The organism is Flagellimonas eckloniae, assembly GCF_001413955.1.
GTDB classification, from domain to species: Bacteria; Bacteroidota; Bacteroidia; order Flavobacteriales; family Flavobacteriaceae; genus Flagellimonas; species Flagellimonas eckloniae.
Genome location: NZ_LCTZ01000002.1, coordinates 1,910,670 through 1,935,497 on the forward strand (window position 1 = coordinate 1,910,670; position 24,828 = coordinate 1,935,497).

Annotated in this window: 23 protein-coding genes and 1 riboswitch; of the genes, 3 read left to right on the top strand and 20 right to left on the bottom strand. The window is 36.9% G+C overall.

Annotation, left to right across the window (positions count from 1 at the left end; translation table 11 throughout):
- Window positions 1-18: 18 nt before the first annotated feature.
- The gene (gene dtd, locus AAY42_RS08155; protein ID WP_055394077.1) at window positions 19-471 is read right to left on the bottom strand and encodes a D-aminoacyl-tRNA deacylase; all 453 of its coding nucleotides are present in this window, start codon (window positions 469-471) and stop codon (window positions 19-21) included.
- Window positions 472-1,422, bottom strand: coding sequence for a ribosome small subunit-dependent GTPase A (gene rsgA / locus AAY42_RS08160; RefSeq protein WP_055394079.1), 951 nt, complete (start codon window positions 1,420-1,422; stop codon window positions 472-474).
- 96 nt (window positions 1,423-1,518) lie between these two features.
- Between rsgA and AAY42_RS08165 the strand changes: the two genes are divergently transcribed.
- Together AAY42_RS08165 and AAY42_RS08170 are read left to right on the top strand one after the other, a co-directional pair.
- Entirely contained in the window at window positions 1,519-1,959 is a 441-nt protein-coding gene (locus AAY42_RS08165) for a hypothetical protein (protein WP_055394081.1), read from the top strand.
- 117 nt (window positions 1,960-2,076) lie between these two features.
- Window positions 2,077-2,517: a hypothetical protein gene (locus AAY42_RS08170; protein WP_055394083.1), complete on the top strand. Its 441-nt coding sequence runs from the start codon at window positions 2,077-2,079 to the stop codon at window positions 2,515-2,517.
- Between the two features lie 71 nt (window positions 2,518-2,588).
- Here AAY42_RS08170 and AAY42_RS08175 read toward each other — a convergent pair whose 3' ends face one another.
- The 5 genes from AAY42_RS08175 to AAY42_RS08195 form a co-directional block, all read right to left on the bottom strand.
- Window positions 2,589-3,263 carry a head GIN domain-containing protein gene (locus AAY42_RS08175; RefSeq protein WP_055394084.1) on the bottom strand — a complete coding sequence of 225 codons (675 nt, stop codon included), beginning with the start codon at window positions 3,261-3,263 and terminating at the stop codon, window positions 2,589-2,591.
- Window positions 3,264-3,395: 132 nt separating this feature from the next.
- On the bottom strand, window positions 3,396-4,478 hold the full coding sequence (locus tag AAY42_RS08180) for a bifunctional 3-deoxy-7-phosphoheptulonate synthase/chorismate mutase type II (protein WP_055394086.1): 1,083 nt from the start codon (window positions 4,476-4,478) through the stop codon (window positions 3,396-3,398).
- A 9-nt stretch (window positions 4,479-4,487) separates the two neighbouring features.
- Complete coding sequence (locus AAY42_RS08185; protein ID WP_055394088.1) at window positions 4,488-5,348, bottom strand: prephenate dehydrogenase; 861 nt, start codon at window positions 5,346-5,348, stop codon at window positions 4,488-4,490.
- A 3-nt stretch (window positions 5,349-5,351) separates the two neighbouring features.
- Window positions 5,352-6,494, bottom strand: coding sequence for a pyridoxal phosphate-dependent aminotransferase (locus AAY42_RS08190; RefSeq protein ID WP_055394090.1), 1,143 nt, complete (start codon window positions 6,492-6,494; stop codon window positions 5,352-5,354).
- Window positions 6,494-7,321 (bottom strand): prephenate dehydratase, encoded by an 828-nt coding sequence (locus tag AAY42_RS08195; protein WP_055394092.1) that lies wholly within the window; start codon window positions 7,319-7,321, stop codon window positions 6,494-6,496. The genes AAY42_RS08190 and AAY42_RS08195 overlap by 1 nt, the downstream gene beginning before the upstream one ends.
- Before the next feature lie 353 nt (window positions 7,322-7,674).
- Between AAY42_RS08195 and gldA the strand changes: the two genes are divergently transcribed.
- A complete protein-coding gene (gene gldA, locus AAY42_RS08200) occupies window positions 7,675-8,568 on the top strand; it encodes a gliding motility-associated ABC transporter ATP-binding subunit GldA (RefSeq protein WP_055394095.1) in 894 nt (297 codons plus the stop codon).
- On the opposite strand, the gene AAY42_RS08205 is transcribed toward gldA, so the two are convergent.
- The 13 genes from AAY42_RS08205 to AAY42_RS08265 form a co-directional block, all read right to left on the bottom strand.
- Window positions 8,565-10,892: an outer membrane beta-barrel family protein gene (locus AAY42_RS08205; RefSeq protein WP_139063689.1), complete on the bottom strand. Its 2,328-nt coding sequence runs from the start codon at window positions 10,890-10,892 to the stop codon at window positions 8,565-8,567. The two genes, gldA and AAY42_RS08205, sit on opposite strands and share 4 nt — an antisense overlap.
- Window positions 10,893-10,957: 65 nt before the next feature.
- Window positions 10,958-11,662, bottom strand: a complete 705-nt coding sequence (locus AAY42_RS08210; protein WP_055394099.1) for a helix-turn-helix transcriptional regulator — start codon at window positions 11,660-11,662, stop codon at window positions 10,958-10,960.
- Window positions 11,663-11,709: 47 nt separating this feature from the next.
- Entirely contained in the window at window positions 11,710-12,765 is a 1,056-nt protein-coding gene (locus AAY42_RS08215) for a serine hydrolase domain-containing protein (RefSeq protein WP_055394101.1), read from the bottom strand.
- 45 nt (window positions 12,766-12,810) lie between these two features.
- Complete coding sequence (locus AAY42_RS08220; RefSeq protein ID WP_055394103.1) at window positions 12,811-13,563, bottom strand: head GIN domain-containing protein; 753 nt, start codon at window positions 13,561-13,563, stop codon at window positions 12,811-12,813.
- Window positions 13,560-14,660 (bottom strand): acyloxyacyl hydrolase, encoded by a 1,101-nt coding sequence (locus AAY42_RS08225; protein WP_055394105.1) that lies wholly within the window; start codon window positions 14,658-14,660, stop codon window positions 13,560-13,562. The genes AAY42_RS08220 and AAY42_RS08225 overlap by 4 nt, the downstream gene beginning before the upstream one ends.
- A gap of 19 nt (window positions 14,661-14,679) precedes the next feature.
- Window positions 14,680-15,633, bottom strand: coding sequence for a methylenetetrahydrofolate reductase [NAD(P)H] (metF, locus tag AAY42_RS08230; RefSeq protein ID WP_055394107.1), 954 nt, complete (start codon window positions 15,631-15,633; stop codon window positions 14,680-14,682).
- A gap of 3 nt (window positions 15,634-15,636) precedes the next feature.
- Window positions 15,637-18,339, bottom strand: a complete 2,703-nt coding sequence (metH, locus tag AAY42_RS08235; protein WP_055394109.1) for a methionine synthase — start codon at window positions 18,337-18,339, stop codon at window positions 15,637-15,639.
- Window positions 18,340-18,353: 14 nt separating this feature from the next.
- Window positions 18,354-19,355 (bottom strand): homocysteine S-methyltransferase family protein, encoded by a 1,002-nt coding sequence (locus AAY42_RS08240; RefSeq protein ID WP_055394111.1) that lies wholly within the window; start codon window positions 19,353-19,355, stop codon window positions 18,354-18,356.
- Window positions 19,356-19,432: 77 nt separating this feature from the next.
- A riboswitch (SAM riboswitch) is annotated at window positions 19,433-19,534 on the bottom strand.
- 143 nt (window positions 19,535-19,677) lie between these two features.
- Entirely contained in the window at window positions 19,678-20,739 is a 1,062-nt protein-coding gene (locus AAY42_RS08245; protein ID WP_055394113.1) for an NAD(P)/FAD-dependent oxidoreductase, read from the bottom strand.
- 1 nt (window position 20,740) lies between these two features.
- Window positions 20,741-21,517, bottom strand: coding sequence for a uroporphyrinogen-III C-methyltransferase (gene cobA, locus AAY42_RS08250; RefSeq protein WP_101956469.1), 777 nt, complete (start codon window positions 21,515-21,517; stop codon window positions 20,741-20,743).
- Entirely contained in the window at window positions 21,510-23,600 is a 2,091-nt protein-coding gene (locus AAY42_RS08255) for a HEPN domain-containing protein (RefSeq protein WP_055397782.1), read from the bottom strand. Before AAY42_RS08255 ends, cobA begins: the two co-directional genes overlap by 8 nt.
- Window positions 23,601-23,604: 4 nt before the next feature.
- Window positions 23,605-24,228 carry a phosphoadenosine phosphosulfate reductase domain-containing protein gene (locus AAY42_RS08260; RefSeq protein WP_055394115.1) on the bottom strand — a complete coding sequence of 208 codons (624 nt, stop codon included), beginning with the start codon at window positions 24,226-24,228 and terminating at the stop codon, window positions 23,605-23,607.
- 179 nt (window positions 24,229-24,407) lie between these two features.
- Entirely contained in the window at window positions 24,408-24,818 is a 411-nt protein-coding gene (locus tag AAY42_RS08265; protein WP_055394116.1) for an RrF2 family transcriptional regulator, read from the bottom strand.
- Window positions 24,819-24,828: the final 10 nt, after the last annotated feature.

Sequence of the window (24,828 nt, forward strand, 5' to 3'; positions counted from 1 at the left end):
TAACCCGATAAAAAGAACTTATTCTCGATTTTTGGTGTCCATTAATATAGTCACGGGGCCATCATTTAATAGGTCAACTTTCATATCAGCACCAAAAATTCCTGTTCCTACTTTTTTCTCTAAATCATTTTCAATTTGTAAGACGAATTTTTCATATAAAGGGATTGCTATATCAGGTTTTGCCGCTTTTATGTAGGAAGGTCGGTTACCCTTTTTGGTCTGGGCATGCAATGTAAACTGACTTACCACAATGAGATTTCCATCAACATCCAAGACAGAACGATTCATAACTCCTTCTTCGTCATTAAAAATGCGAAGGTTGACTATCTTGTTAGACAACCATTCAATATCTTCTTTGGTATCGGCATCTTCAATTCCCAAAAATACAAGCAGGCCTTTTTCTATACTTGAAATAATTTCATGATCTACCGTTACACTTGCCCTAGAAACCCTTTGTATTACAGCTCTCAACTATCTTTCTTTATAAATATCAATCCTATAGTTCTCTTCTTCCCCGGTTATCATTTGCACGTAACTGCGATATCTGCTCCATGAGATTTCATTATTTTCCAAAGCGTCTTTAATGGCACATTTGGGTTCATCCAAGTGTAAACAATTATTGAATTTACAATTGGGTTTTAATCGAAAGAATTCCGGGAAATAATCACCTATTTCCTCTTTTTCCATATCTACAATTCCAAAGCCTTTTATTCCAGGGGTATCTATAATCCGTGCATCAAAGGACAAATCATACATTTCTGCAAAAGTTGTTGTGTGCTGACCTTGTAAATGCTGATCAGAAATTTGGGCCGTTTTTAATTTGAGTCCTGGTTCCAGGGCATTGACCAAAGTAGATTTTCCCACACCTGAATGCCCTGCAAACATGCTTGTCTTATCTATCATCATTTCTTTAACTAAATGGACGTTGTCCCCTTCTTTTGCAGCAATCTCAATACACGTATATCCAATTTCTTGATACAATTGAACCAAGTAATTTACTTCAACCATTTCTTCCGGATCATAGACATCCATCTTATTGAATAGAAGCACAACCGGAATTTCATAGGCTTCGGCCGTAACCAAAAAACGATCTATAAAACTGGTGAAAGTTGGCGGATTGTTCAAAGTAACCAATAAAAAGACTTGATCTAAATTGGCTGCAATAATATGGGTCTGTTTGGATAAATTTACCGACTTGCGAATGATATAATTCTTTCTTTCTACTATCCCGGAAATAACGGCAACTGTTTCATCTCCAATCTCCTCAAGTTCAAAAATCACCTTATCTCCAACAGAAACCGGATTGGTACTTTTAATTCCTTTAATACGGAACTTTCCCTTTATACGGCATTCATAAAAACTACCTTCCTCCGACTTAACAGTATACCAGCTTCCAGTAGATTTATAAACAGTTCCTTTCACAATTTGTTAATATTTTCACTGCAAAGAAACAATAATCCTATAATTGATTCGTATTATGTTGTTAAACAGTTTAATTATTAACCAATCACAATCATTATGAAAAAAATCTTTTTTATCGCAGTAATAGCCCTAGCTGCAACATTTGAAATGAATGCACAACAGTTTAAGGTTATTACCAGTGTAGAATCCATTGTGCCCAACGGCCTTGGACGTTCCAGAATTGTAAATGCTCTGGAAGATAAAGATTACAGGGAATATACCAGTGTTCAAACCGATGAGGACAATACACGGAACAAATCTAAAAGAGGCGAAATCCGTGTAAAGAATTTTGAAGAAACCAAATTATTGAACTTTTACAATATTGGTGGTATCCGTTTTCAAAACATTGCTGCCAATGATGCTTTGATCACTTCAATGATCAATGACATGGTGGCCAATGGATGGGAACTAGCTTTTGTAAATAGCGCCGTTGAAAGTGAAGGCGGTAAAGGCGATGGTCAGGGAATCTTTATTACTCGATACATCTTTAAAAAGTAAACTCCTTATTTTAATAATACAAGAGCCCTTTGAATCATCAAAGGGCTTTTTTTATATGCCTTATGCAACCTTTTGATCTTCATACTTGTCTTTCAGATATCATAAAGAAAAATAATCATGAAGAAATTTTTATTAGTTGTAAGTTTAGCGTTGACAATGAATTTTGGTCTAAGCGCACAAGAGTATAAAGTAATTACCAGCGTAGAATCCATTGTACCTAACGGTCTTGGACGTTCCAGAATTGTAAACGCTCTGGAGGATAAAGATTACAGGGAATATACCAGTGTACAAACAGAGGATGACAATACACGGAACAAATCGAAAAGAGGGAAAATCAGGGTAAAGAATTTTGAAGAAACCAAACTGTTGAACTTTTTCAACATTGGTGGAATACGTTTTCAGAATATTGCAGCCAACGACGCCATTCTATCGTCGATGATCAACGACATGGTTACCAACGGTTGGGAATTGGCCTTTGTTAGTAGTGCGGTTGAAAGTGATGGAGGCGAAGGTGATGGTCAAGGTATTTTTATTACCCGATACATCTTTAAAAAGTAAACTCCTTATTTTTTAATACAAAAGCCCTTTGAATCATCAAAGGGCTTTTTATTTTCTTGAGAAACTGGGGTTTAATCAACCATGTATACTCTTCCGCCTACAAAGGTGTTTTTATTTACCTTTTTGGGCTTACCGTAAACATGGACATCTCCTCCCGCTTTTACATTGATATCTACCTGTTCTGATGCAAAAACATCGGCTTCACCACCAGCAGAAATTTTAACATCGGTGGTTGCCGTTCTTAAATCCCTACCTTCAAAAATTCCACCCGTATTCAAAACTATGCTTTGGTTTTTAGCCAACCCCTGAGCTTCCACAATTCCTCCCGTAACCGCTCTTATTTCGGCAAAATCAACGTCCATTCCAATATGGATTTTTGCACCTTCTTGTGCCCTAAGCTTAATCCTATTTTTTTTCACCATTTCATTACATGTTATTCTTGCACCTTCATTTGCATCTATGACATCAAGATTGGTATAATACACCTCAATAAATGTATCCTCTCCTGTAAATTTTTTATCCAGCTGCATACGTAATTTTAAAACCCCATCCTTATTTGCCCATTGAATATCATCAACGTTTCTTCCCTTAATTAAAATTTTATCTTCATCTGACTGAATTAAATTCACTTCGATTAAATCAAAAACTTTTATCTCATAAAAGTCACCAACTTCAGTATCAATTATGCGTTGGGAAAATATAACCGTTGAAATCAAAAAAAGTCCTAGTGTAAATATTTTTTTCATGATAGTATTTTTTACTCCTTAAAGATGGCCCTTTTATAAAATTGTTACACTTATAAACAAAAAATGCCATTTTAAACAAGGAGATTTATCTCCAAGCCCAAAATGACATTGTTATTAACTATTCGAAGCGGATTATGAGTTGATAATCTTCTCTTGGTGATTAATGGATTCTTGATGAACCGCTTTGAACATGCGCAAAACAAATTCTTCACTCAATCCTTTGGACTCTCCTTCAAGAATCATAGCTCCCAATATTTGGTTCCATCTGTTTGATTGAAGTACCGCAACATTTTTTTGTTTTTTCAACGCGCCAATACCATCGGAAATTTTCATCCGCTTCCCCAAAGTATCAATTAATTGACTATCAATTACATCAATCTGGGCCCTCAGGTTACTTAGCTTGGCATTGTATTCCGCTTCTTCGTCCGTTTCTTTACGAATTTTTAAATCTTTCATAATCTGAACCAGTTTTTCTGGAGTTACTTGTTGTGCAGCGTCACTCCAAGCATTGTCAGGATCAAAATGTGTTTCTATCATTAGGCCATCAAAATTCAAATCTAAAGCCGTTTGCGAAACATCAAAAATCATATCGCGTTTACCGGTAATATGCGAAGGGTCACTGATCAGTGGTAAATCTGGAAATCTGTTTTGAAATTCAATAGCCAACTGCCATTCTGGAATATTTCGGTATTTGGTTTTTTCATAGGTAGAAAAACCTCTGTGAATGGCACCCAATTTTTTAATTCCAGCGGTATGCAATCGTTCTATACCTCCCAACCATAAAGATAAATCTGGGTTAACAGGGTTCTTTACCAATACTATTTTGTCGGTTCCTTCCAAAGCATCTGCCAATTCTTGCATTATAAAAGGACTCACCGTGGAGCGTGCCCCAATCCATAACAAATCTATATCGTGCTCCAATGCCAAATCTACATGGGCTTTATTTGCTACTTCTGTGGCAGTTTTTAAGCCCGTTTCTTCTTTGACCCGCTGTAACCATTTTAGACCAAGTGCACCAACTCCCTCAAAATTACCTGGGCGGGTTCTTGGTTTCCATATGCCCGCACGGTAATAATTAACATCGGTATCCTTTAATTCGTGTGCAATTTTTAATACTTGGTCTTCTGTCTCCGCACTACATGGTCCTGCTATTACCAAAGGATGTGGCAAAGCCATATCATTTAACCATGTTCTCATTTCTTTTGAATTTTCCATAGATATGCTCTAATTTTTCGTAAGTGGTATTCCGTTTAATATTTGTTTTATTTTATTGGTATTATTCATTTCGTTGTAGATTCCTTCAAAATCATTCGCTTCTATCATTTTTTTGAAGGACTCCAAATTTTGGATGTACTCTTGTAATGTTTCAACTACATTTTCTCTATTCTGCTCAAAAATGGGCGTCCACATATCAGGAGAGCTTTTTGCCAACCGCACGGTACTCTCAAAACCACTCCCCGCCATGTCAAAAATATCACGCTCATTTTTTTCTTTCTCAATTACAGTCTTTCCCAACATAAATGAACTGATATGTGATAAATGGGATACATATGCTATATGCTTATCATGTGCATCCGGTTTCATATAGCGGATTCGCATTCCCATTTTTTGAAATAATTCCAATGCCTTTTCTTGAAGTTTAAAAGCAGTTTCCTCTACCTCGCAGATAATATTGGTCTTTCCTTCATACAATCTATTAATTGCTGCTGAAGGACCTGAAAATTCCGTTCCTGCTATTGGGTGGCATGCCAAAAAGTTTCTACGTTTTGGGTGATTTGCAACAGCTTGGCAAATGAGTCTTTTTGTAGAGCCCGCATCAATCACCACAGTCTCATCTCCAACTTTATCTAGAATATTGGGCAATTCTTGAACTAAAACATCAACAGGAATACTTACGATCACTATGTCCGCATTGGTCAAAGATTCATTGTCCGCCTTTTGGTCAACAATGCCCAAGTTTATGGCTTCATCCAGATGGGAATCATTTTTATCCATTCCCCAAATAGATGCCTCGCTATATAATTTCTTGATATCCTTTGCGAAGGAACCTCCTATCAACCCAATACCAATGACAACTACTTTCATCTTTTAAAATCTTTGGATGGCCTCTTTAATTTTTTCTTCTTTTACACAAAGTGAAAAGCGAATATAACCTTCCCCATTGCTTCCAAAAATGGTTCCAGGCGCTATGAAAATGTTTTTCTCGTATAATAATTCGTCAATAAACTTTTCTGAGGTCTTGGCCCCTTTTGGCAATTTTGCCCAAACAAACATACCTGCAGTATTGTCATCATAAGTTGCTCCAATCTTATCAACCAGTTCAAACATAAGTTCTCTCCTGCGTTCATAAACCTCATCTAAATCATTGAACCAATCCGAACCACTTTGTAAGGCAGTTATTGCTCCTTTCTGGATTCCATAAAACATACCGGAATCCATATTGCTCTTTATTTTCAAAACTGCTGTAATATGCTCTGCACTTCCCAATACCATTCCTACGCGCCACCCTGCCATATTAAAGGTTTTGCTCAACGAATTCAACTCCAATGCCACTTCTTTTGCTCCTTCCACTTGCAAAATACTGGTTGGATTATCGTTCAAAACAAAACTATATGGGTTATCATTGATTATCAGTACGTCATTGGCTTTTGCAAATGCAATGAGCTCCTGCATTTTGGCTTCATTGATTCTGGCTCCGGTAGGCATGTTGGGATAACTTATCCACATTAGTTTTACCCTTGATAGATCCATTTGCTTCAATGCGTTCATATCTGGAAGCCAACCGTTCTCTGCAGTTAAATCATACATTACCGGTTTTGCACCTACTAAATTTGTTACCGAGGTATATGTGGGATAGCCAGGATTGGGTATCAAAACCTCATCACCAACATTTAAAAAAGCCAAACTTATATGCATAATGCCTTCCTTTGAACCCATAAGTGGCAGAAGTTCATTGGTAGGATTCACATGCACATTAAAACGTGATCCATAAAAATCTGCCATCGCTTTACGAAGTTCAGGTAAGCCCTGATAACTTTGGTATTGGTGCGCCTTACTATCTTCCAATACATTCTGCAAAGTACTGATTGCCTCTTTTGATGGTGGCAAATCAGGACTACCAATGCCCATATTGATAATGGGTCTACCTTCATCCATAAGGCTACGTACTTCCCTTAGTTTTTTTGAGAAGTAGTATTCTTGAACCGACTGTAATCTATCTGCAGCAATCATTACCTAAGTGCATTTTTATATTCCCCTAAAACCCTAAAATCTTCTGCCATGATTTCCAAAAGTGACTTTGCTTTTTTAAAATGCCCATACATATCAAAAGTTACATCCACAAAAAAGGCATACTTCCATGGTGTTTCAATTACGGGAAGTGACTGAATCTTTGTCAAACTCAAATTACAATCGCTCATAACATTCAATACTGTTGCCAAACTTCCGCGTTTATGATCCGTAATAAATCGCAAGGAAGCTTTATTGATTTCTTCTTCCGGCAACACCTTGTTCTGTTTTTTTAGAATAATAAAACGTGTTGCATTATTCTTTATAGTCTGAATTTCAGGCGCAATAATCTCTAAGTCATATAATTCAGCTGCCATTTTTGGTGCAATGGCAGCTATATGTTGCAATTTTTTGTCCTGGATACGCTTAGCCGTTTCAGCGGTATCCACATCTTCCACCAGTTTAATGCCGGGGTGCTTCTTAAAGAACTCTTTACATTGCAACAATGCCATGGGATGGGAGTGTACCTCTTTAATATTCTCAAGTGAGTTTCCTTTTAACACCATTAAATTATGGTGGATACTAAGGTAGTGCTCCCCAATAATGTGCATATTATTGTGATATACAAGATTGTAGTTGGGAATTATAGATCCTGCAATAGAATTCTCAATGGCCATGATTCCTTTATCTGCCTTACCATTTGATAAATGATCTATGATAGCATCAAAAGAGAGGCACTCGAGCAAGTCTATATCATCACCGTAAAAATCCTTTGCTACTTGGTGATGGTTAGATCCCTTAATTCCTTGTATGGCTACTTTTAAACTCATCGCAAAAAAAAAGTCCCGATTTTTATCGGGACTTTCGTTGTTTTATATACTTCATGTATACCTAGAACAGTCCCGTACCTCCCTTAAAAAAGAAGTAAAAATAAAAACCGTTCCAGAAATACGTTTTTGTCATTTTGTTATAAATCGTGGCTAAGATAGGTATTCAATTGAAAAACAAAAGCTAATCTTTGAATTTTTTTGATTTTTAGCGAATTTTTAAAATCTATTGCATATTACTTTGAAGAAGTGGCTTTTTTTTAAGGATTTAAAATATTGAGACTTTCGCCAATGGAACTATGTTTTAGGTTTTTTCATTGTTCTAAAACCGTATTTTTGAGGTAGAAATTTTAAATATGTCCATTACCGTTACCAACATCACCAAAAGTTTTGGAAACCAGAAGGCACTGAACAATGTCTCCTTTTCTATTGAAAAAGGGGAAATTGTTGGCTTTTTAGGTCCAAATGGAGCAGGAAAGTCTACAATGATGCGTGTTTTGACAACATATTACAAAGCGGATGACGGAAATGCAACCGTAAACGGATTTGATGTGGAAAAAACCAAACGCCTGGTTCAACAAAGTATTGGCTATTTACCTGAACATAATCCACTGTACTTGGAAATGTACGTAAAGGAATATTTGGCATTTAATGCAGATGTTTATAAAGTCTCAAACAAACGAATTGTTGAAGTAATAGAACAAACAGGGCTTACACCTGAAGCTCACAAAAAAATTGGACAGCTTTCCAAAGGGTACCGCCAAAGGGTTGGTTTGGCTGCTGCCTTGTTGCATGATCCCGAGGTTTTGATTCTTGATGAGCCTACAACGGGACTTGACCCAAATCAATTAGTGGAGATTAGAAAACTTATAAGGAGAATTGGTAAAGAGAAGACGATACTACTTTCTACACACATTATGAAGGAAGTTGAAGCTGTCTGTGATCGGGTAATCATAATCAATAAAGGAGAATTGGTTGCGGACAAAAAATTGGAAGACCTTCGTGAGGTTGAACAACAAATTATAGAAGTAGAATTTGATTATAGGGTTGAAGAGGTGTTATTGAAGAAACTACCTAATGTATCCCAAGTAAAAAACACGAGAGGATTTGTTTATGAAATTACCTTTAGCACATCAAAAGATATGAGACCTGCTGTTTTTGATTTTGCACATGACAATCAACTCAAAACATTGCAATTGAGTAAAAAGAATAAAAATCTTGAGAGTTTGTTTACAGAGTTGACAAGCTAGTTTATCCGATTCAGGTTCTCATCAACATCCTTGTTTTTGAATTTGGATTTCTTGGTGTTCCCAAAATTATATTTCACGGAAAAAGCAACCTCTTGGGCATCTACAAAATAGACTCCTTCGGCTTCCACCCCATTAATGGCATAGCTCTCTTCGAAATTCATTGCCTGAGTAATATCATTCAATCGAATTGCACACTGTAGTTTTTCAAACAAGGTTTTTGTAATAGTCGCATTTAAAACAAGCATGTTGTTGCGTTTAAAAATACCTTCCTGTCTTCTTGTTAAAAGCCAACCTCCAAAAGCAACTGTGGTGTCCTTGCCAATTTTAAACTGCTGATTTGAATAGGCGTATAGATATGGGTTTGTAGTACCAACATCTGCCGTATCATCTTCTATTTTGTTATAGTTAAGACTTACTGTATTGGTTGAAGTCCATTTTTTATAGGAAAATGGAAGAGTCAATCCAATATTGAAACCAGATTCTTTGTCCAAATTAACTGGTGAAAAAATCGCTCTATTTGCAACCTCATCAAAACGTATTATATAATTTACTGGGTTTGTCTTTCTATAAAAAGAGGCGTTGATAGATTTATTCTTCCATTGATAATTGGCCGTGAGTTCATTGGTCAACGTTGGTAAAAGATTCACGTTGTTTTCAGCTTCCAAAAAAGGATTTATAAATGTTCTTACCGAGCTTGTCCTGCTAAATTTTGGACGGGAAATACTTTTGGCATAATTCAAGGAAAGTGTTTTAGTACTATCAAGTTCAATGTTTAGTCCAACTTTAGGAAAAAAATTGGTGTTTTCTCGCTCAGCAAGTGGGGAAGCCTCATTTTCAACTTCTCCCTTTACTTGGTTATACTCAACTCTTAACCCAAAGTTATAATTTATATGTTTTTTAAAATTTCCTGAAAAAGTGGAATATCCTGAATAAAGTCGCTCTTTGTAGTCAAAATCTATTATACTTTTTTCAGGAATCAATGTTTCCTGTATTTCCGTAAAAGCATCTGCACTTGCCTGATTCCAATTTGTACCAAATTCCCATTTTAAATCATTCAAAATAGTGTACTCCAAATCCAATCTAAATGCCAAGGAATTTATTTTATAGAATTGATCTCTGGTTTCATCCAAACCAAATCCATCCTCATTTAGATTATTTGAAATTTCTGATTCTAAAGTTTGTTTAAATGAAGAATATTGGAATCCCGAAAAAAGATTTAGGTCCTTGGCTATACTTTTATTATAGTTAAAATTACCACTAAAATATTCTTTCCTATTATCATTTTCTGTATCGGTTAAAACGTTGTCTTCCACACCTTCACTTTGTATAAAAGTTTCCGTTTCTATGGGAGCATTGTTGGTCTGTAATTTGTAGGTTGAATTAATTGAAATATAATCGTCATTTTTTAAAGGATAAAACAAACCCAGTCCCCCATTTAATTCTTCACGCTTATTATGTGGTACCAATACCAAATAATCTGAAAAAATATCTTCCTCAGGAATTCTAAATGCAAACGTATGACTTTCCCATTGTCCTAAATCATTGTAAGCAAAATTTCCTTGAACTGTCCATTTTCCATTGGAGTAACTTCCATTTGAAACCAAATAATTATTGAAATTTTGTCTGAAGGAAGCTGTCTCGCCAACACTCATTCTCATGCCTTCTTTTACATTTTTCTTTCTTGTAATCAACAAAACGGCTCTACCCTCAGCTTCATATTTTGCGGATGGATTTGAAATTAATTCGATGCTATCAATTGCATCAACAGAAAGTGCCCTAAATTCCTCAAAATCGATTCGCTGACCTCCCAAGTAAATCAAGGGATTTCCCCTACCAATGATTGAAATGGATTCTCTATTTGCAGCTATTTGGACATTGGGTAGCATGGATAAAGCATCCAAAGGGTCTGGGATTGCAGAAAACACCGGGTTCGTAATATCTATTTTTAAATTCCCATTATTGTTTGTAATAGGGTTTTTGGCTGCAACAATTTCAACTTCTTCAAGTTTAGTAACACTTTCCTTCAAAGTGATTTTCAATTTGCCAGTTTCATTAAGAGGAATTGCCTTTTCAAAACTCTGATACCCCAGAGCCGAAATCCTTAAATGATAATTGTTTTTTTCGAGGTCATCCAAATGGAAATCCCCATCAATCAATTGGGTATATTTTATCAAGTTCTCCTGATTGGCATCATATAACAAAACATCCCCTATAGCTATAGCATAACCATTTTCATCAGCAACGAAACCAGATAAAGAATAGTTGTTTTGACCCCAAACCGATGAAATTAAAAAACAAAACAATACAGAATACAAACATTTCAAAACGCATAGATTTTGAAACAAAATAAAGTCCGAAAAGTATTGATATAAAGAATTGGAGGTCTGATTTAGGTACTAGTACCCGTACTCTTTTGTAACAATTCTTGCCTATTGGTAACATTTAATTTACTGTAGATATTGGTAATATGGCTTTTAACCGTGCTGAGGCTAATAAAAAGCTCATTTGCAATTTCCTTATTGCTCTTTCCCTGAAGTATAAGATTTCGTATGGTGGTTTCTTGTCTACTCAACCCTTGATAATGTTGCTCTTTTGGTTTTCGTGATTGTAAAAGGGCGAAGCTTAAACCCACAATTAAAAAAACACCTGCATACAAGAACCATTTAAGGTCTTGTACTTTTTGCTCAAGACTTTCTGTAATTATGCCGTTCACCTTATCCTCTAAAAAAAGATAATCCGCACGTGCTATGGTGCTTGCCTTTAATTCAACCAGTAAATCCTTATAGTATTCTGTATTTTCCTGGATATCGCGCTCCAAAAGGTTTTTTTCGTACAAAAGTTTTATAGCTACCAATTTTACGGTCAATATTTGGAGTGAATCGCGAGTATAACTCTTTAGTTCTCTAAACTGCTGTGCCCGCGAAGTATTTGAATTTTCCAACTGACTTTCAAAATGCTTGAATTTTTTCCATTCCTTTAAACTCAGGTCATCAAAACGCTCATGGGTTGACTGTGCTGGTTCATCATAATAGTCCGACTTGGGAGATGCCCCAACCAACGTTATTACAAAAATAAAAGCATATATGATTTTCAAGAAGGTACGTTTTTCTAAAATTCCTTATTATTTAGTTCTTATGCAAATTAAAAAGTAAGGGGCAATTCATCAAGGTCTTTCTGAATTTTTGGGTCTGTACAATTTATCAATATGGAAACCACTAGATTTTCATTTGGATACAAAAAGAAATTGGAATAGGCTCCAATACTATTTCCAACATGTCCAACAAAACTTCGTCCAAAATTATCCGTACTGACCTGAAAACCCAATCCGTAATAAGTCGATTTTTCATTTACAGTTTGCGATGTCAAAAGACTTTTATATGTATCTGATTTTAGTAGTTTTTGTTCCAAAATTGCTTGCCCAAATTTGGCAATATCACCACTTGTGGATAAGTATCCACCCCCTGCCAACTTATAAAAATTATTGACTTGGGTTGCTTTTTTAAACCCAAGTGCAGCTTTTGTGTAAAATTCAGCTGTTTTCCGACTGCGCTCGACCTGACCGGAATGAAAAGTATTTGACATCTCTAAAGGGTCAAAAACTTTTTCTTTTACATAGCTTTCAAAAGGGATTCCACTAGCTTCTTGCATTGCTAGAGAAAGCAATACAAAATCAAAACTATTGTATAAATAACCTTTACCGGGTTCAAAAACTAATGGGTCATCTTTAAAAATTTCAATACTATCTTTAATTGAATAGGGCTTATTTAAAGCATATTCCTTACCACGATATCCTCTAATACCTGCTGTATGACCAGCCAATTGTCGTAACGTGAAGTCATATTTCTTTTTTGGATAGTAAGGAACGTATTCATAAAATGAAGCATCCAGATTAACAATTTCCTCTTCAACCATTTTTCCCAACGCAATCCCCGTAATGCATTTGGATATACTGGCAATGCGAAATACTGTGCTTTTGGAATCTACCCTGGTTTTTCTCTCCAAGTCTGCGTATCCGTATCCTTTTTCAAGTACAGTTTGTCCTTGCTTTAAAATAGTCACTGACATTCCCGGAACTTTGCTCTCGGCTGCTAGGTTATGAAGCAGTGCATCGTACTTTTTAAATCCTTGAAGATTGTCAAGGGGTATAACTAGATTGGTATCGAATAGACTTTTGAGGTATGATAGCAGTGAATTCAATTTGAGAGATTTGTCATTCCGAATGTAATGAGAAATCCAGAGACTTTAGTCTATAAAAATCAACCTGCCATTAAAAAGTTCCTCCACCTCAATTTCGGGGGGTCTGTTATTACTGATAACATCTCCAGTTCCCCGAATTACTCCACTGATTCTTTGTTGCGGATTCACTAGTACATCATTAGACCCTCTGTGATTTACACTCACATTCTGAGAAACCAGTTCTCCTGCTTCAATCCGAGGGTCTCCCGCAGCAATAAAAATACTTAAATTAGAAGTTGTTCCTTGAAGTTGAAAAAAAGCAATCCCATTCACAACAATACTAATGTTCTCTGATGCAACGTTTAGATCAAAAGAACCATCTGTTGTTTCCGCTTCAGGTTCACTAAAACTTTCGGATAGCAAAGTAAGGTTGGGATAATTCAATACTCCATCACTGGAAATGGAAAATCCTGTACCACTTCTTATTTCAGTAATTTCAGGAGAGGTAACATAAATCGTTGTAACCCCATAATCTCTCACAAAATTACAGTCGTTCTCATTTCTTAATATAAGCCTGCCTTCCTCTACTTTTGCCGACACTTCATTCCTGAGAAATTCTCCTGTTTCAATTTCCACTAATTGGTCAGGTCCCTGTTTCACAACCACGTTAACATTTTCAAAGGCGGTGATTTTGGTAAATTCGGGCAACTCTACTGTTTCTCGAACCAAATCTCCAGCATTTTGAAAGCAATCGGGGACGTTATCACCATTACAGGATATCAAAAACAAAATACAATATGTTAGTATTACTTTTTTCATAGTCGTACACCTATTCCAAATTCAAGGGTTTCTGCCTTTGCTCCATGCGATTTTAGTGTGATAGCTCCAAAGAGTTTATCCCCAAAATAGCGTTTGAGTCCAATTCTATTGTAAACCTGCCCTTCAAAATCAAAAGGATAGTATACATAATAGCCCAATTGCGCAATGACACTCATTTTGTTCACAAAAAGTTCATGACCCACAAAAAGCCCTACACGTTTATAATCCGTATCAGCTGCCACGTTGAGCTCTGGAAATGAAATGGATTGGTAGCGAATCAATTCCTTTAAAAAATTGGAAAAGAACACATCAGTTCCAAATTGTATTGCACTTTTTCTTCCGAGTCTTTTATCAGCATAAGCGGAGAAAATCAAAAAACCATAACGCCCAGAATTAATGATGTCACTTTCATTTGCCCCGCTTCGCAAAGCAAAATTGTACCGAATGGGTTCAGTAACTTTTTCTGTAGTTTCAGGTTGAATAAATTCAAAGGATTTTTCAGCATTTAAATCATAGGTCACCCCAATATTAAATGCCATTGTATTTGTTGATGTATTTGGGGCCTTAAAATTGGCATTGGAATAATGTAATAGTGAAATTCCTGCTTTTACGCCCAATCCTGCAACAAGATTTTCCTTATGATAATTGAACATCAACATTGTGGAACTCAATATGTGCGTACCATAGGCATTGTTCCTAAAGTTTTCATTCTTGTCGTACGGATTGGTATTATAGGACACCCCTTGACCTACACGAAGTTGCAGATTGCGCTTTAAAAAGTAAAAATTATAATGGGCATATAATCCATAATGGTCTCCCAAAATAGAACTGTTTGTGTTTTGATAAACAAAGGAAATTCCGGTATCTGGGTATCCATACAAAGATTCCCATTCTTCATGTCCGAACCTTTTTCTACTCAATCCTAAAATAAATCCCCCTGGGTGATCCGTAATTAAATGCGAGATTGCAGGGTTATGCAGTAAAATTGACCCATAAAACTGATTTGCATCCAAGACATACTTTTTAGGGACTTCCCGTTCTTGGGAAAACCCATAGCAACCGTATAAAAAGACACATAAATAAAGTAGGCGCTTCATGAGGCGCAAAAGTAGGAAATTAAAACACCTGCTTAGCAATAGCTTTAATATTATCTGATTTCCCCATGGAATAATAATGTAATACAGGTACTCCAGCTTCCTTTAGCTCTTTGGATTGTTCAATACACCATTCTACACCTACTTGACGAACTTCCTTGTTAGTTTTGCAGGATTCCACAGCGTCCACCAAATCTTGAGGAATATCTACTCGGAATACTTGTGGAAGCAATTGTAAATGTCGTTTTACAGCTATTGGCTTTATTCCTGGAATAATGGGAACATCAATGCCCATTTTTCGTGCTTCTTCCACAAATTCAAAATATTTCTGGTTATCAAAAAACATTTGTGTAACCACATAATCAGCTCCCAATTCTACTTTTTGCTTCAATCGTTTCAAATCAGATTTTAAGGATGGAGCCTCCATATGTTTTTCAGGATAACCTGCAACACCAATACAAAAGTTGGCACAATTATCTGTTTCAATCACATCATGTAAATAATTCCCACAGTTTATTTCTTGAATTTGATGCACTAGATCAGAAGCAAATTTGTGCCCTCCGTTGGTAGGTTCAAAATACTTCTCTTCCCGCATGGCGTCACCTCGTAATGCCATAACATTGTCAATACCCAAATAGTGACAATCCACCAGAAGATATTCAGTCTCTTCTCGCGTAAATCCACCACAAAGGACATGAGGAACCGTGTCCACATTATATTTATGCGTAATTGAAGCACAAATACCCAAGGTCCCCGGACGCATTCTGGTCAATTTCTTATCTAATAATCCATCACGGTCAATGTATACATACTCCTCCCTTGAAGTTGTTACATCAATAAATGGTGGGTTAAACTCCATTAAAGGGTCAATATTATTGTAGAGTTCCTGAATATTTCTGCCTTTAACTGGAGGGATTATTTCAAAGCTAAAAAGAGTCTTCCCCTTTGCGTTTTTAATATGGTCGGTAACCTTCATAATTTATGCTTCAACAATATTTGGAGCAAGCCATTTTTCTGCTTCCTCTAATTTGATATTCTTTCTTTTGGAAAAGTCTGCCACTTGATCTTGTTTTATTTTACCCAAGCCAAAATACTTGGCCTTCGGGTGCCCAAAATAGTAGCCACTAACACTGGCAGCTGGCCACATGGCCAAACTTTCTGTCAACTTCACCCCAATTTTTTCTTCTACATTTAGTAATTCCCAAATAGTCACTTTCTCCAAATGATCAGGGCACGCCGGATATCCTGGGGCTGGTCTGATTCCAGTATACTTCTCATCAATTAAATCATCATTGGATAGGGTTTCGCTTGATGCGTATCCCCAATGTTTGGTACGCACTTCCTTATGAAGATATTCTGCAAAGGCTTCCGCCAAACGATCAGCCAAGGCCTTAATCATTATGGAATTGTAATCATCAAGGTTTTTCTCGAATTCAGTAGCCAACTCTTTTGTTCCAAATCCTGTGCTAACACAAAAACATCCCATATAATCCTGGATTCCCATATCTTCGGGAGCTATGAAGTCAGAGAGGCCAATATTCGGAACTCCTGCTCTTTTTTTAAGTTGTTGCCGTAAGGTTCTAAATGTAAATTTTGATTTTCCATCTACCCCGGAAAGAAGATTTATATCATCATTGTCATTTGAATTCGCCTTAAACAGCCCAAAAATACCCTTTGCTGTCAATAGTTTCTCTTCAAACACTTTTTTCAATAGTTTTTGTGCATCTCGAAAAAGCTCTGAAGCCTGTTCTCCCACTACCTCGTCCTTTAGGATGGCGGGATATTTCCCATGCAAGTCCCAACTTCTGAAAAATGGTGTCCAATCTATAAAACCGGTCAGTTTTTGTAAATCAAAATCTTCAATGACTTGAATACCGAGTTGATTTGGTTTTTTGATGTCTTCGGCATTCCATTCAATCTTAAGTTTATTTTTTCTAGCCTCTTCCAACGAAAGATATTCTTTCTGTTTGGTTCGATTTAAGAATTTTTCCCGAAAGCTTTCATAATCCAATTTGATGGATTTTTTGTAGTTATCCGAAGTCTCCTTTTGCAATAAATCCCCAACAACTGTAACCGCTCTGGAAGCATCATTGACATGCACTACAGCTTGACTATATTGTGTGTCTATCTTTACAGCTGTATGTGCTTTACTTGTGGTTGCCCCTCCGATTAACAATGGAACCTTAAATTCTTGTCGCTCCATTTCTTTTGCCAAAAAAACCATTTCATCTAAAGATGGAGTGATCAAGCCACTAAGCCCAATAATATCTACCTGTTCTTCTTTGGCTTTATTGATGATTTTTTCTGGCGGTACCATAACCCCCATATCTACAATTTCATAGTTGTTGCAGGCAAGGACCACGCTAACAATGTTTTTCCCAATGTCGTGTACGTCTCCTTTTACCGTTGCCATCAAAATTTTCCCGGCACCTTTTGCATCTTCAATTTGAGGGTTTTTTAATTTCTCTTCTTCAATATAGGGCAGTAAATAGGCCACCGCTTTTTTCATTACCCGAGCAGACTTGACCACTTGCGGAAGAAACATTTTTCCGCTTCCAAATAAATCGCCTACCACGTTCATTCCGGTCATTAAATGCCCTTCAATTACCTCTATGGGTTTGGAAACAGAAACTCTCGCTTCTTCAACGTCTTCCTCAATAAATTGATCTACACCTTTTACCAAGGCGCGGGTAATTCGGTTTTGCAATGGTTCTTCACGCCACGATAAGTCGACCTTGCTTTCTTTAACCTTGCCAACCACAGTTTCGGCAAATTCCAACAGGCGTTCTGTGGCATCATCCCTTCTATTTAGGATAACATCTTCTACATGCTCCAATAAATCTTTTGGAATATCGTCATAAACTTCGAGCAAGGCCGGGTTTACAATACCCATATTCATTCCCGCTTTAATGGCATGATATAGAAAAACGGAGTGCATGGCTTCCCTAACGGGATTGTTTCCTCTAAAAGAAAACGAAACATTACTGACTCCACCGCTTACACTACAATGCGGTAAATTTTCACGAACCCATTTTGTGCTTTGAATAAAATCCAATGCATTGAGCTTGTGCTCATCCATCCCTGTGGCAACAGGAAATATATTAAGGTCAAAGATGATGTCTTCTGGAGCAAAATTTACTTCATCAACTAAAATGCGATAGGAACGCTCTGCAATTTCCTTACGTCTTTCTAGGTTATCAGCTTGTCCAACCTCATCAAAAGCCATTACAATAACAGCGGCTCCATAGCGCTTTATTAATTTGGCATGATGGACGAATTGTTCTTCCCCTTCCTTTAGACTTATCGAGTTTACTACACATTTTCCCTGCACCACCTGAAGCCCTGCTTCAATAATATCCCATTTGGAGCTATCAATCATTATGGGGACACGTGCTATGTCCGGTTCTGCTACAATTAGATTTAAAAACTTAACCATAGCTTCTTTCCCATCAATTAGACCATCGTCCATATTGATGTCTATTATTTGGGCACCTCCTTCAACTTGGTGACGCGCAACATCCAATGCCTCGTCAAATTTCTCTTCCTTAATTAAGCGAAGGAATTTTTTAGATCCTGCAACATTGGTACGTTCCCCGACATTTACGAAATTACTCTCTGGGGTAATTACCAAGGGTTCAAGCCCCGAGAGTTTTAAAAAACGTTGTTCCTTGTTCGTAGTCATAAATCGATTACTCTTTATACTGGAATTGCGAGTTTTCTTGGTTTGTACTCCTTTACCAAATCTGCAATGGCCTCAATATGCTCTGGTGTAGTTCCGCAACAACCGCCAACAATATTTATCAAGCCCTTTTCCACATATTCCTTGATTTGGTCTGCCATTTGTTCCGGGGTTTCATCATATTCACCAAACGCATTGGGTAAACCGGCATTGGGGTGTGCTGAAACACCATATCCAGTTTTTGACGAAATAACCTCCAAATGGGGAGTAAGCTGTTTGGCTCCCAATGCACAATTGAATCCAACGGTCAAAATAGAAATGTGAGAAATGGAAATTAAAAAGGCTTCTGCTGTTTGACCTGATAAGGTACGTCCGGATGCATCTGTGATTGTACCGCTCACCATTACCGGAACAGTACTATTTCGTTCTTCTTTTACCTCTTCAATGGCAAAGAGTGCTGCCTTTGCATTTAATGTATCGAAAATAGTTTCGACCAAAAGAATATCCGAACCACCATCCAATAGCGCTTCTACCTGTTCTTTGTATGCTATTCTAAGTTCATCAAAAGATACAGCCCTGAACCCTGGGTCATTGACATCTGGTGACATACTGGCCGTTTTATTTGTTGGGCCAATGCTACCAGCTACGAATCTTGGCTTATGTGGTTCTTTTGCAGTGAATTCATCAGCAACCTTTTTGGCTATTTTGGCTGATTCATAATTGAGTTCATACACCAACTCTTCCATATGGTAATCTGCCATGGCAATTGTAGTGCCCGAAAAGGTATTGGTTTCCACAATATCCGCTCCGGCGGCAAAATATTTTCGATGTACTTCAGCTATAGCCTCAGGTTGAGTTAATGAGAGCAGGTCATTATTTCCTTGAAGCGGGTGTTCCCAATCTTTAAATCGGTTTCCCCTAAAATCTTTTTCCTGAAATTTATAGCGTTGCAACATGGTCCCCATGGCACCATCTAACACCAAAATCCGTTCCTGTAAAATTTCTTCAATACTTTTCATAATACTATTACCCTTTTAAAAGGGTCATATCGGTATATCAAGAAAAGTGTAGGAAATACAGTAGATGCGTATTTATTACGTTATCCATCCCAAAATGGGTAGAATGTAGCACCTTCTTTACGGCTAAAGGGTTGCTAAGGTTTCACTGGGTCTAATCCCTCCACCTTTCTTGATAACAATTTCAATTTTTAAATGAACTAGATAACAAAATAACCACTCTTTGTCTTTAAAAACAACTTAAATCTCTTTTTTTGTAAAGTTAAAACCTTCCAAAGTGGAACTAAGGAAGGTTTCTGACTAACTCAAAATAATCTAACAAAACTTAGACTATGCTTTGCACCACTTCCTTTTTGGCTTCTTTTTTAGTGCCATCAAAACCTTCAACTCCCCCAACAGTGGTATATTTCATCACAAATCGTTTATCTGGATTGATAATTTTATAGGCATACTGGCACATTACAGCCGCTTCATGGAATCCAGATAATATCAATTTCAATTTTCCTTCATACGTATTCACATCTCCAATTGCAAAAACCCCAGGAATATTGGTTTGGTAATCTTTTGCGTTATTTACTCTGATTGCATTTTTTTCAATCTCCAGACCCCAGTTTCCAATAGGTCCCAGTTTGGGTGAAAGTCCAAATAGTGGAATAAAATTATCCACTTCCAAATACTGGTTATCTTTTTCTTTGTCGTTATATGCAATGACAACGCCGCTAAGGTCATTTTCACCATGTAATTCGGTCACCTGAGCTTCGGTAAAGAGTTTTATCTTACCCAATTTTGCCAGCTCCGATGCTTTTTCAACAGAATCCAATGCTCCTCTAAATTCATTTCTTCTGTGAACCAAAGAAACTTCTGAGGCAACATCTGCCAAGTAAATGGCCCAATCCAAGGCAGAATCTCCACCACCTGCAATAACCACTTTTTTGTTTCGATATATTTCAGGGTCCTTTATAATATAGGAAACACCTTTGTCTTCATAATCGGCAATATTTGGGATGAGGGGCTTTCTTGGCTCAAATGAACCCAAACCACCAGCGATAACCACAACTGGAGCATGATGCTGAGTTCCTTTGTTTGTGGTTACGATAAAAGACCCATCTTCTTGTTTTTCCAAACTTTCTGCACGTTCTCCAAAGGTAAAACCAGGTTCAAATGGCTTTATTTGCTCCATCAACTTATCCACCAAATCACCAGCCAAAATTTCCGGATACGCCGGAATATCATAGATTGGTTTTTTTGGATAAATTTCTGAACATTGACCTCCTGGTTGCGGCAATGCATCTATTAAATGGGTTTTCAGTTTTAGCAAACCTGCTTCAAATACAGTAAAAAGTCCTGTTGGACCTGCTCCTATGATAAGTATATCTGTTTTAATCATCTTACTCTTTTTCTAATAACACTTCCTCTTTCTGCTGGTACTCTTTTTTAATATTCACTATTTTTTGTCGATGATTTACCACTTCACCTATAACAATAATTGCGGGATTGGATAACTGCTGCTCCCTTGCCTTGTACTCAATAGAAGCAACAGTACCAATACCCATTTTTTCTTTATCCGTAGTACCATTTTGTATAATAGCTACGGGTATATTTGACTTTCCCTCGCTTTTAAAAAGCTGCATAATCTCAGACAGTTTTGACATTCCCATCAAAATCACAACTGTTGCGTTTGACTTTGCTGCCAAGGCAACATCCTTTGATAGTTTATGATCTTTTGTAGTTCCAGTAATCACCCAAAAGCTCTCAGAAGCTCCTCTTTTGGTAACAGGTATATCTTGAGAGGCTGGCACAGATACTGAAGAGGAAATACCGGGAACAACATTAACTTCCAAACCATGTTTGGCAGCGAACTCCATTTCTTCTGCTCCTCTTCCAAAAACAAAGGGGTCTCCTCCTTTTAACCGTACTACATGCTTATTTGAACGTGCACGATTGATTATCAACTCATTGATTTGTTCTTGTTGATAGGCATAACATCCTTTTCGTTTACCCACAAAGATTTTTTCGGCATCGGGTGCATAATCCAATAGTTTTGTATCTACCAAAGCATCATACAACACAACATCTGCTTTTTGTAATGCCTTAATGCCCTTTAGGGTAATTAAATCCACATCTCCTGGACCGGCTCCAACTACTGTCAATCTTCCCTTATGCATGAGCCAATTCCAATTTTCTATATGCTTCCAATTGTTCCAAAACTTGTTTTGCATCTTTCAAATAATTAGTTGCAAACTCTTGGGTAGGTTTGTTTTTGTTCAATTGAAGCGTAATATCTTCAAAGCTCCCAGAAAAAGCTATTTTCCCAGATTCAACATATAATCTATCAAAATCCTTAATTATACTGGCATGATTGTTTGTTTTTACTTTTTCCGATGTCAATAGTGCCTTGGCAGAATTCACAATAGATTGATACGAATAATAGATACTTGCAGCCCATTTTTCTTGAGCAAGTGCTTCTTCCGAATTTTGAATTTTTTCTTCACTTTCCAAGAATAAAGTTGCCACCAAATCAACAATTACCCCAGCACATTCTCCTATACCAATCTCCTTCTTATATTTTTCTGCATTCCCCCAATCAATAAAATCGTCTTGGGTAAGGTTTTCAATATCGGTTAACGGTTTTAGGAAATCATAGAAATAATGTTCTCCTTTATCCCAATAATAATCTGCAAACGAGGCTCCATTTCCATTGGCATTGAAATCATCCAAAATTAGACGCAACGCCTGAGGACCTCTTTTACTTGGAATTTTAACGACTTTATCCGCAAATCTGCCCTTCCCATTTCCAAAATTTCCTCCACCCAACAAAACTTGCAAGGCAGGAGCAACTAATTTATCTTTTGTGCGCACGGACATTCCCTGAAAACCAATATTTGCCATATTGTGTTGTCCGCAGGCATTCATGCAACCACTTATTTTAATAACTACATCTGGATTGCTGATATACTGTGGGTATTCGGCCTTAATAACACGTTCCAATTCTTCTGCAATTCCTGTACTGCTCGCAATACCTAAATTACAGGTATCTGTGCCCGGGCATGCCGTAATGTCCAATGCTTTGTTATAGCCAGCTTCTACAAATCCCAATTTTTGAAGTTCCAAATAGAAAAACGGAACCAATTCCTCTTTTACATATGGAATTAGGATGTTCTGTCTTAGCGACAATCGTATCTCACCAGCTGCATAGTTTTTAATCAAGTTTGCCAGTTCCCTGGCCTTGTCCGTATAAAAATCACCCAACAAAACTTTTATTCCAATGGCAACGTAGCCATTTTGTTTCTGAGGAATTAGATTGGTCGATTTCCACTGCTCAAATTTTTTAGTATCCTGAATCTGAACATAAGGAGTATCAACACTTACTATTTCTGGCTTTGGGTAGTTTTCAAAATCTATGGGATAAGACTGATGTGGAATTGCCAATTGTTCTTCTTCCAAAAGTGTCTTGAATCCGTCCAAGCCAATATCTTTCAATAGGAACTTCATTCTTGCTTTTGCACGACTCTTGCGTTCTCCATATCTATCAAAAACGCGAATAGTACCTTCCATTAATGGAATTATTTTATCCGATGGTAAAAAGTCATACAGCACATCCGCGTGACGTGGTTGAGAACCTAATCCACCCGCCAACAGCACTTTAAAGCCTCTTTCTCCATTTTTAATTTTAGCGATAAAACCTAAATCATGCATATAAGAAAGTCCGGTATCAGCATCACTGGCAGAAAACGAGACCTTGAATTTCCTACCCATTTCCTGCCCTATAGGGTTTCGTAGAAAATACTGAAAAACAGCATGCGCATATGGAGATACATCAAAAGGTTCATCAACATCGATTCCGGCTGTTTCACTTGCTGTAACATTTCGTACTGTATTTCCGCAGGCTTCGCGCAAGGTAACATCATCTTTTTCCAATTGCGCCCACAATTCTGGGGTACGATCTAAATCAACATAATGAATCTGAATATCTTGACGGGTGGTAATGTGTAATCTTCCTCTGGAATATTCATCGGAAACATCACAAATACGAAGTAATTGATTAGAAGTTACTTTTCCGTACGGTAATTTAATACGGATCATCTGTACGCCTTGTTGACGTTGCCCATAGACCCCTCTCGCTAAACGAAGACTCCTAAACTTTTCTTCATCAATTTTCCCTCCCTTAAATTGAAGGATTTTTTTCTCCAATTCTAAAATATCCTTTTCAACAACGGGATTCTCTATTTCTGTTCTAAAGCTTTGCATGTTTTTATTGTAAATGAATTCCACATTCCCTATTTGTCAGTGCTTTAATAGGGTCAAAATAGTTTTCGTTCTTGGGTAGGTTATTTTTCTCCAAATAAATATCCAAATCCTCATCGGACCAATAATAAAAAGGACTGATTTTTAAAATACCATCCTTACTGTAGCTCAAAATATCCTTAGAATTTCTATATTCAGTTTGTCTAACCCTAATATTTGTAAACCATATATCAGGATTATGTTCCCTTAAAGCACGAGCAAAAGGCTCAAGTTTTACTATCTCAGTAAATTCCTCATGTCCAGGCTCATCAACACTAGGCATACCCAATTTAAACTCTGTGAATGCCCTAGATTGTTTTGGAACATAGGAATGAACACAAAGTGAAAACTTTTCCATTAGAAAAGAAGCATGGGAATAAGTTTCGGATAAATTATAACCTGTATCACACCATATTACATCAATACTTTTATTTTTTAAAAAAAAAGTGTTTAAAAGTACTGCTGAGTATTTACCAAAGCTTGTGGTGACTATTCTTTTTGAAGAAAGTAATAAAGCCCAATCAATAATTTCTCCTGGAGATTTTTCCCTAAGAACATTGTTCCAGTATTCCAAATCAAGATTTATTTTCATAACAAATTATTATCCTATCGATTTACTAGGAAATACAAACATACCTATTTTATTTCAATGGAATCGTTAAAGGGGGTATAAAATCACTATTACCCTATCGTTTTTATAGATTTTAATAAATATGTCTAGATTTTTTAAAAATTTATCAAATAAATTTCAAGAAAATAAAGAATCTTGAGCTACTCTAACAAGTCTGCCAAAGTGTTGCTGCGATATACTTCCAAGGCACTATCACGTACTTGTAGCATTAGTTTATGTACTGAACATTCATGCTCATCCGGACAGTCATCACACTTCTCGTAAAAATTGAGACTTACGCAAGGTACCATAGCTATTGGCCCTTCCAAGACTCGCATGACCGTGGTCATTAAAATTTCACTGGGGTCTTTAATCAGATAATACCCCCCTCCTTTTCCTTTCTTGGAACCCAAAAATCCATTTCGTCTTAAGGAGAGTAAAATGCTTTCCAAAAACTTTTGCGAGATGTTCTCGTGTTTGGCTATTTCCGCAATTTGTATGGGTTCTTTACTATCAACTGAAGCGAGGTAAGTAAGCGCTTTAAGGCCGTATTTAGTCTTCTTGGAGAGCATCTTACGAATA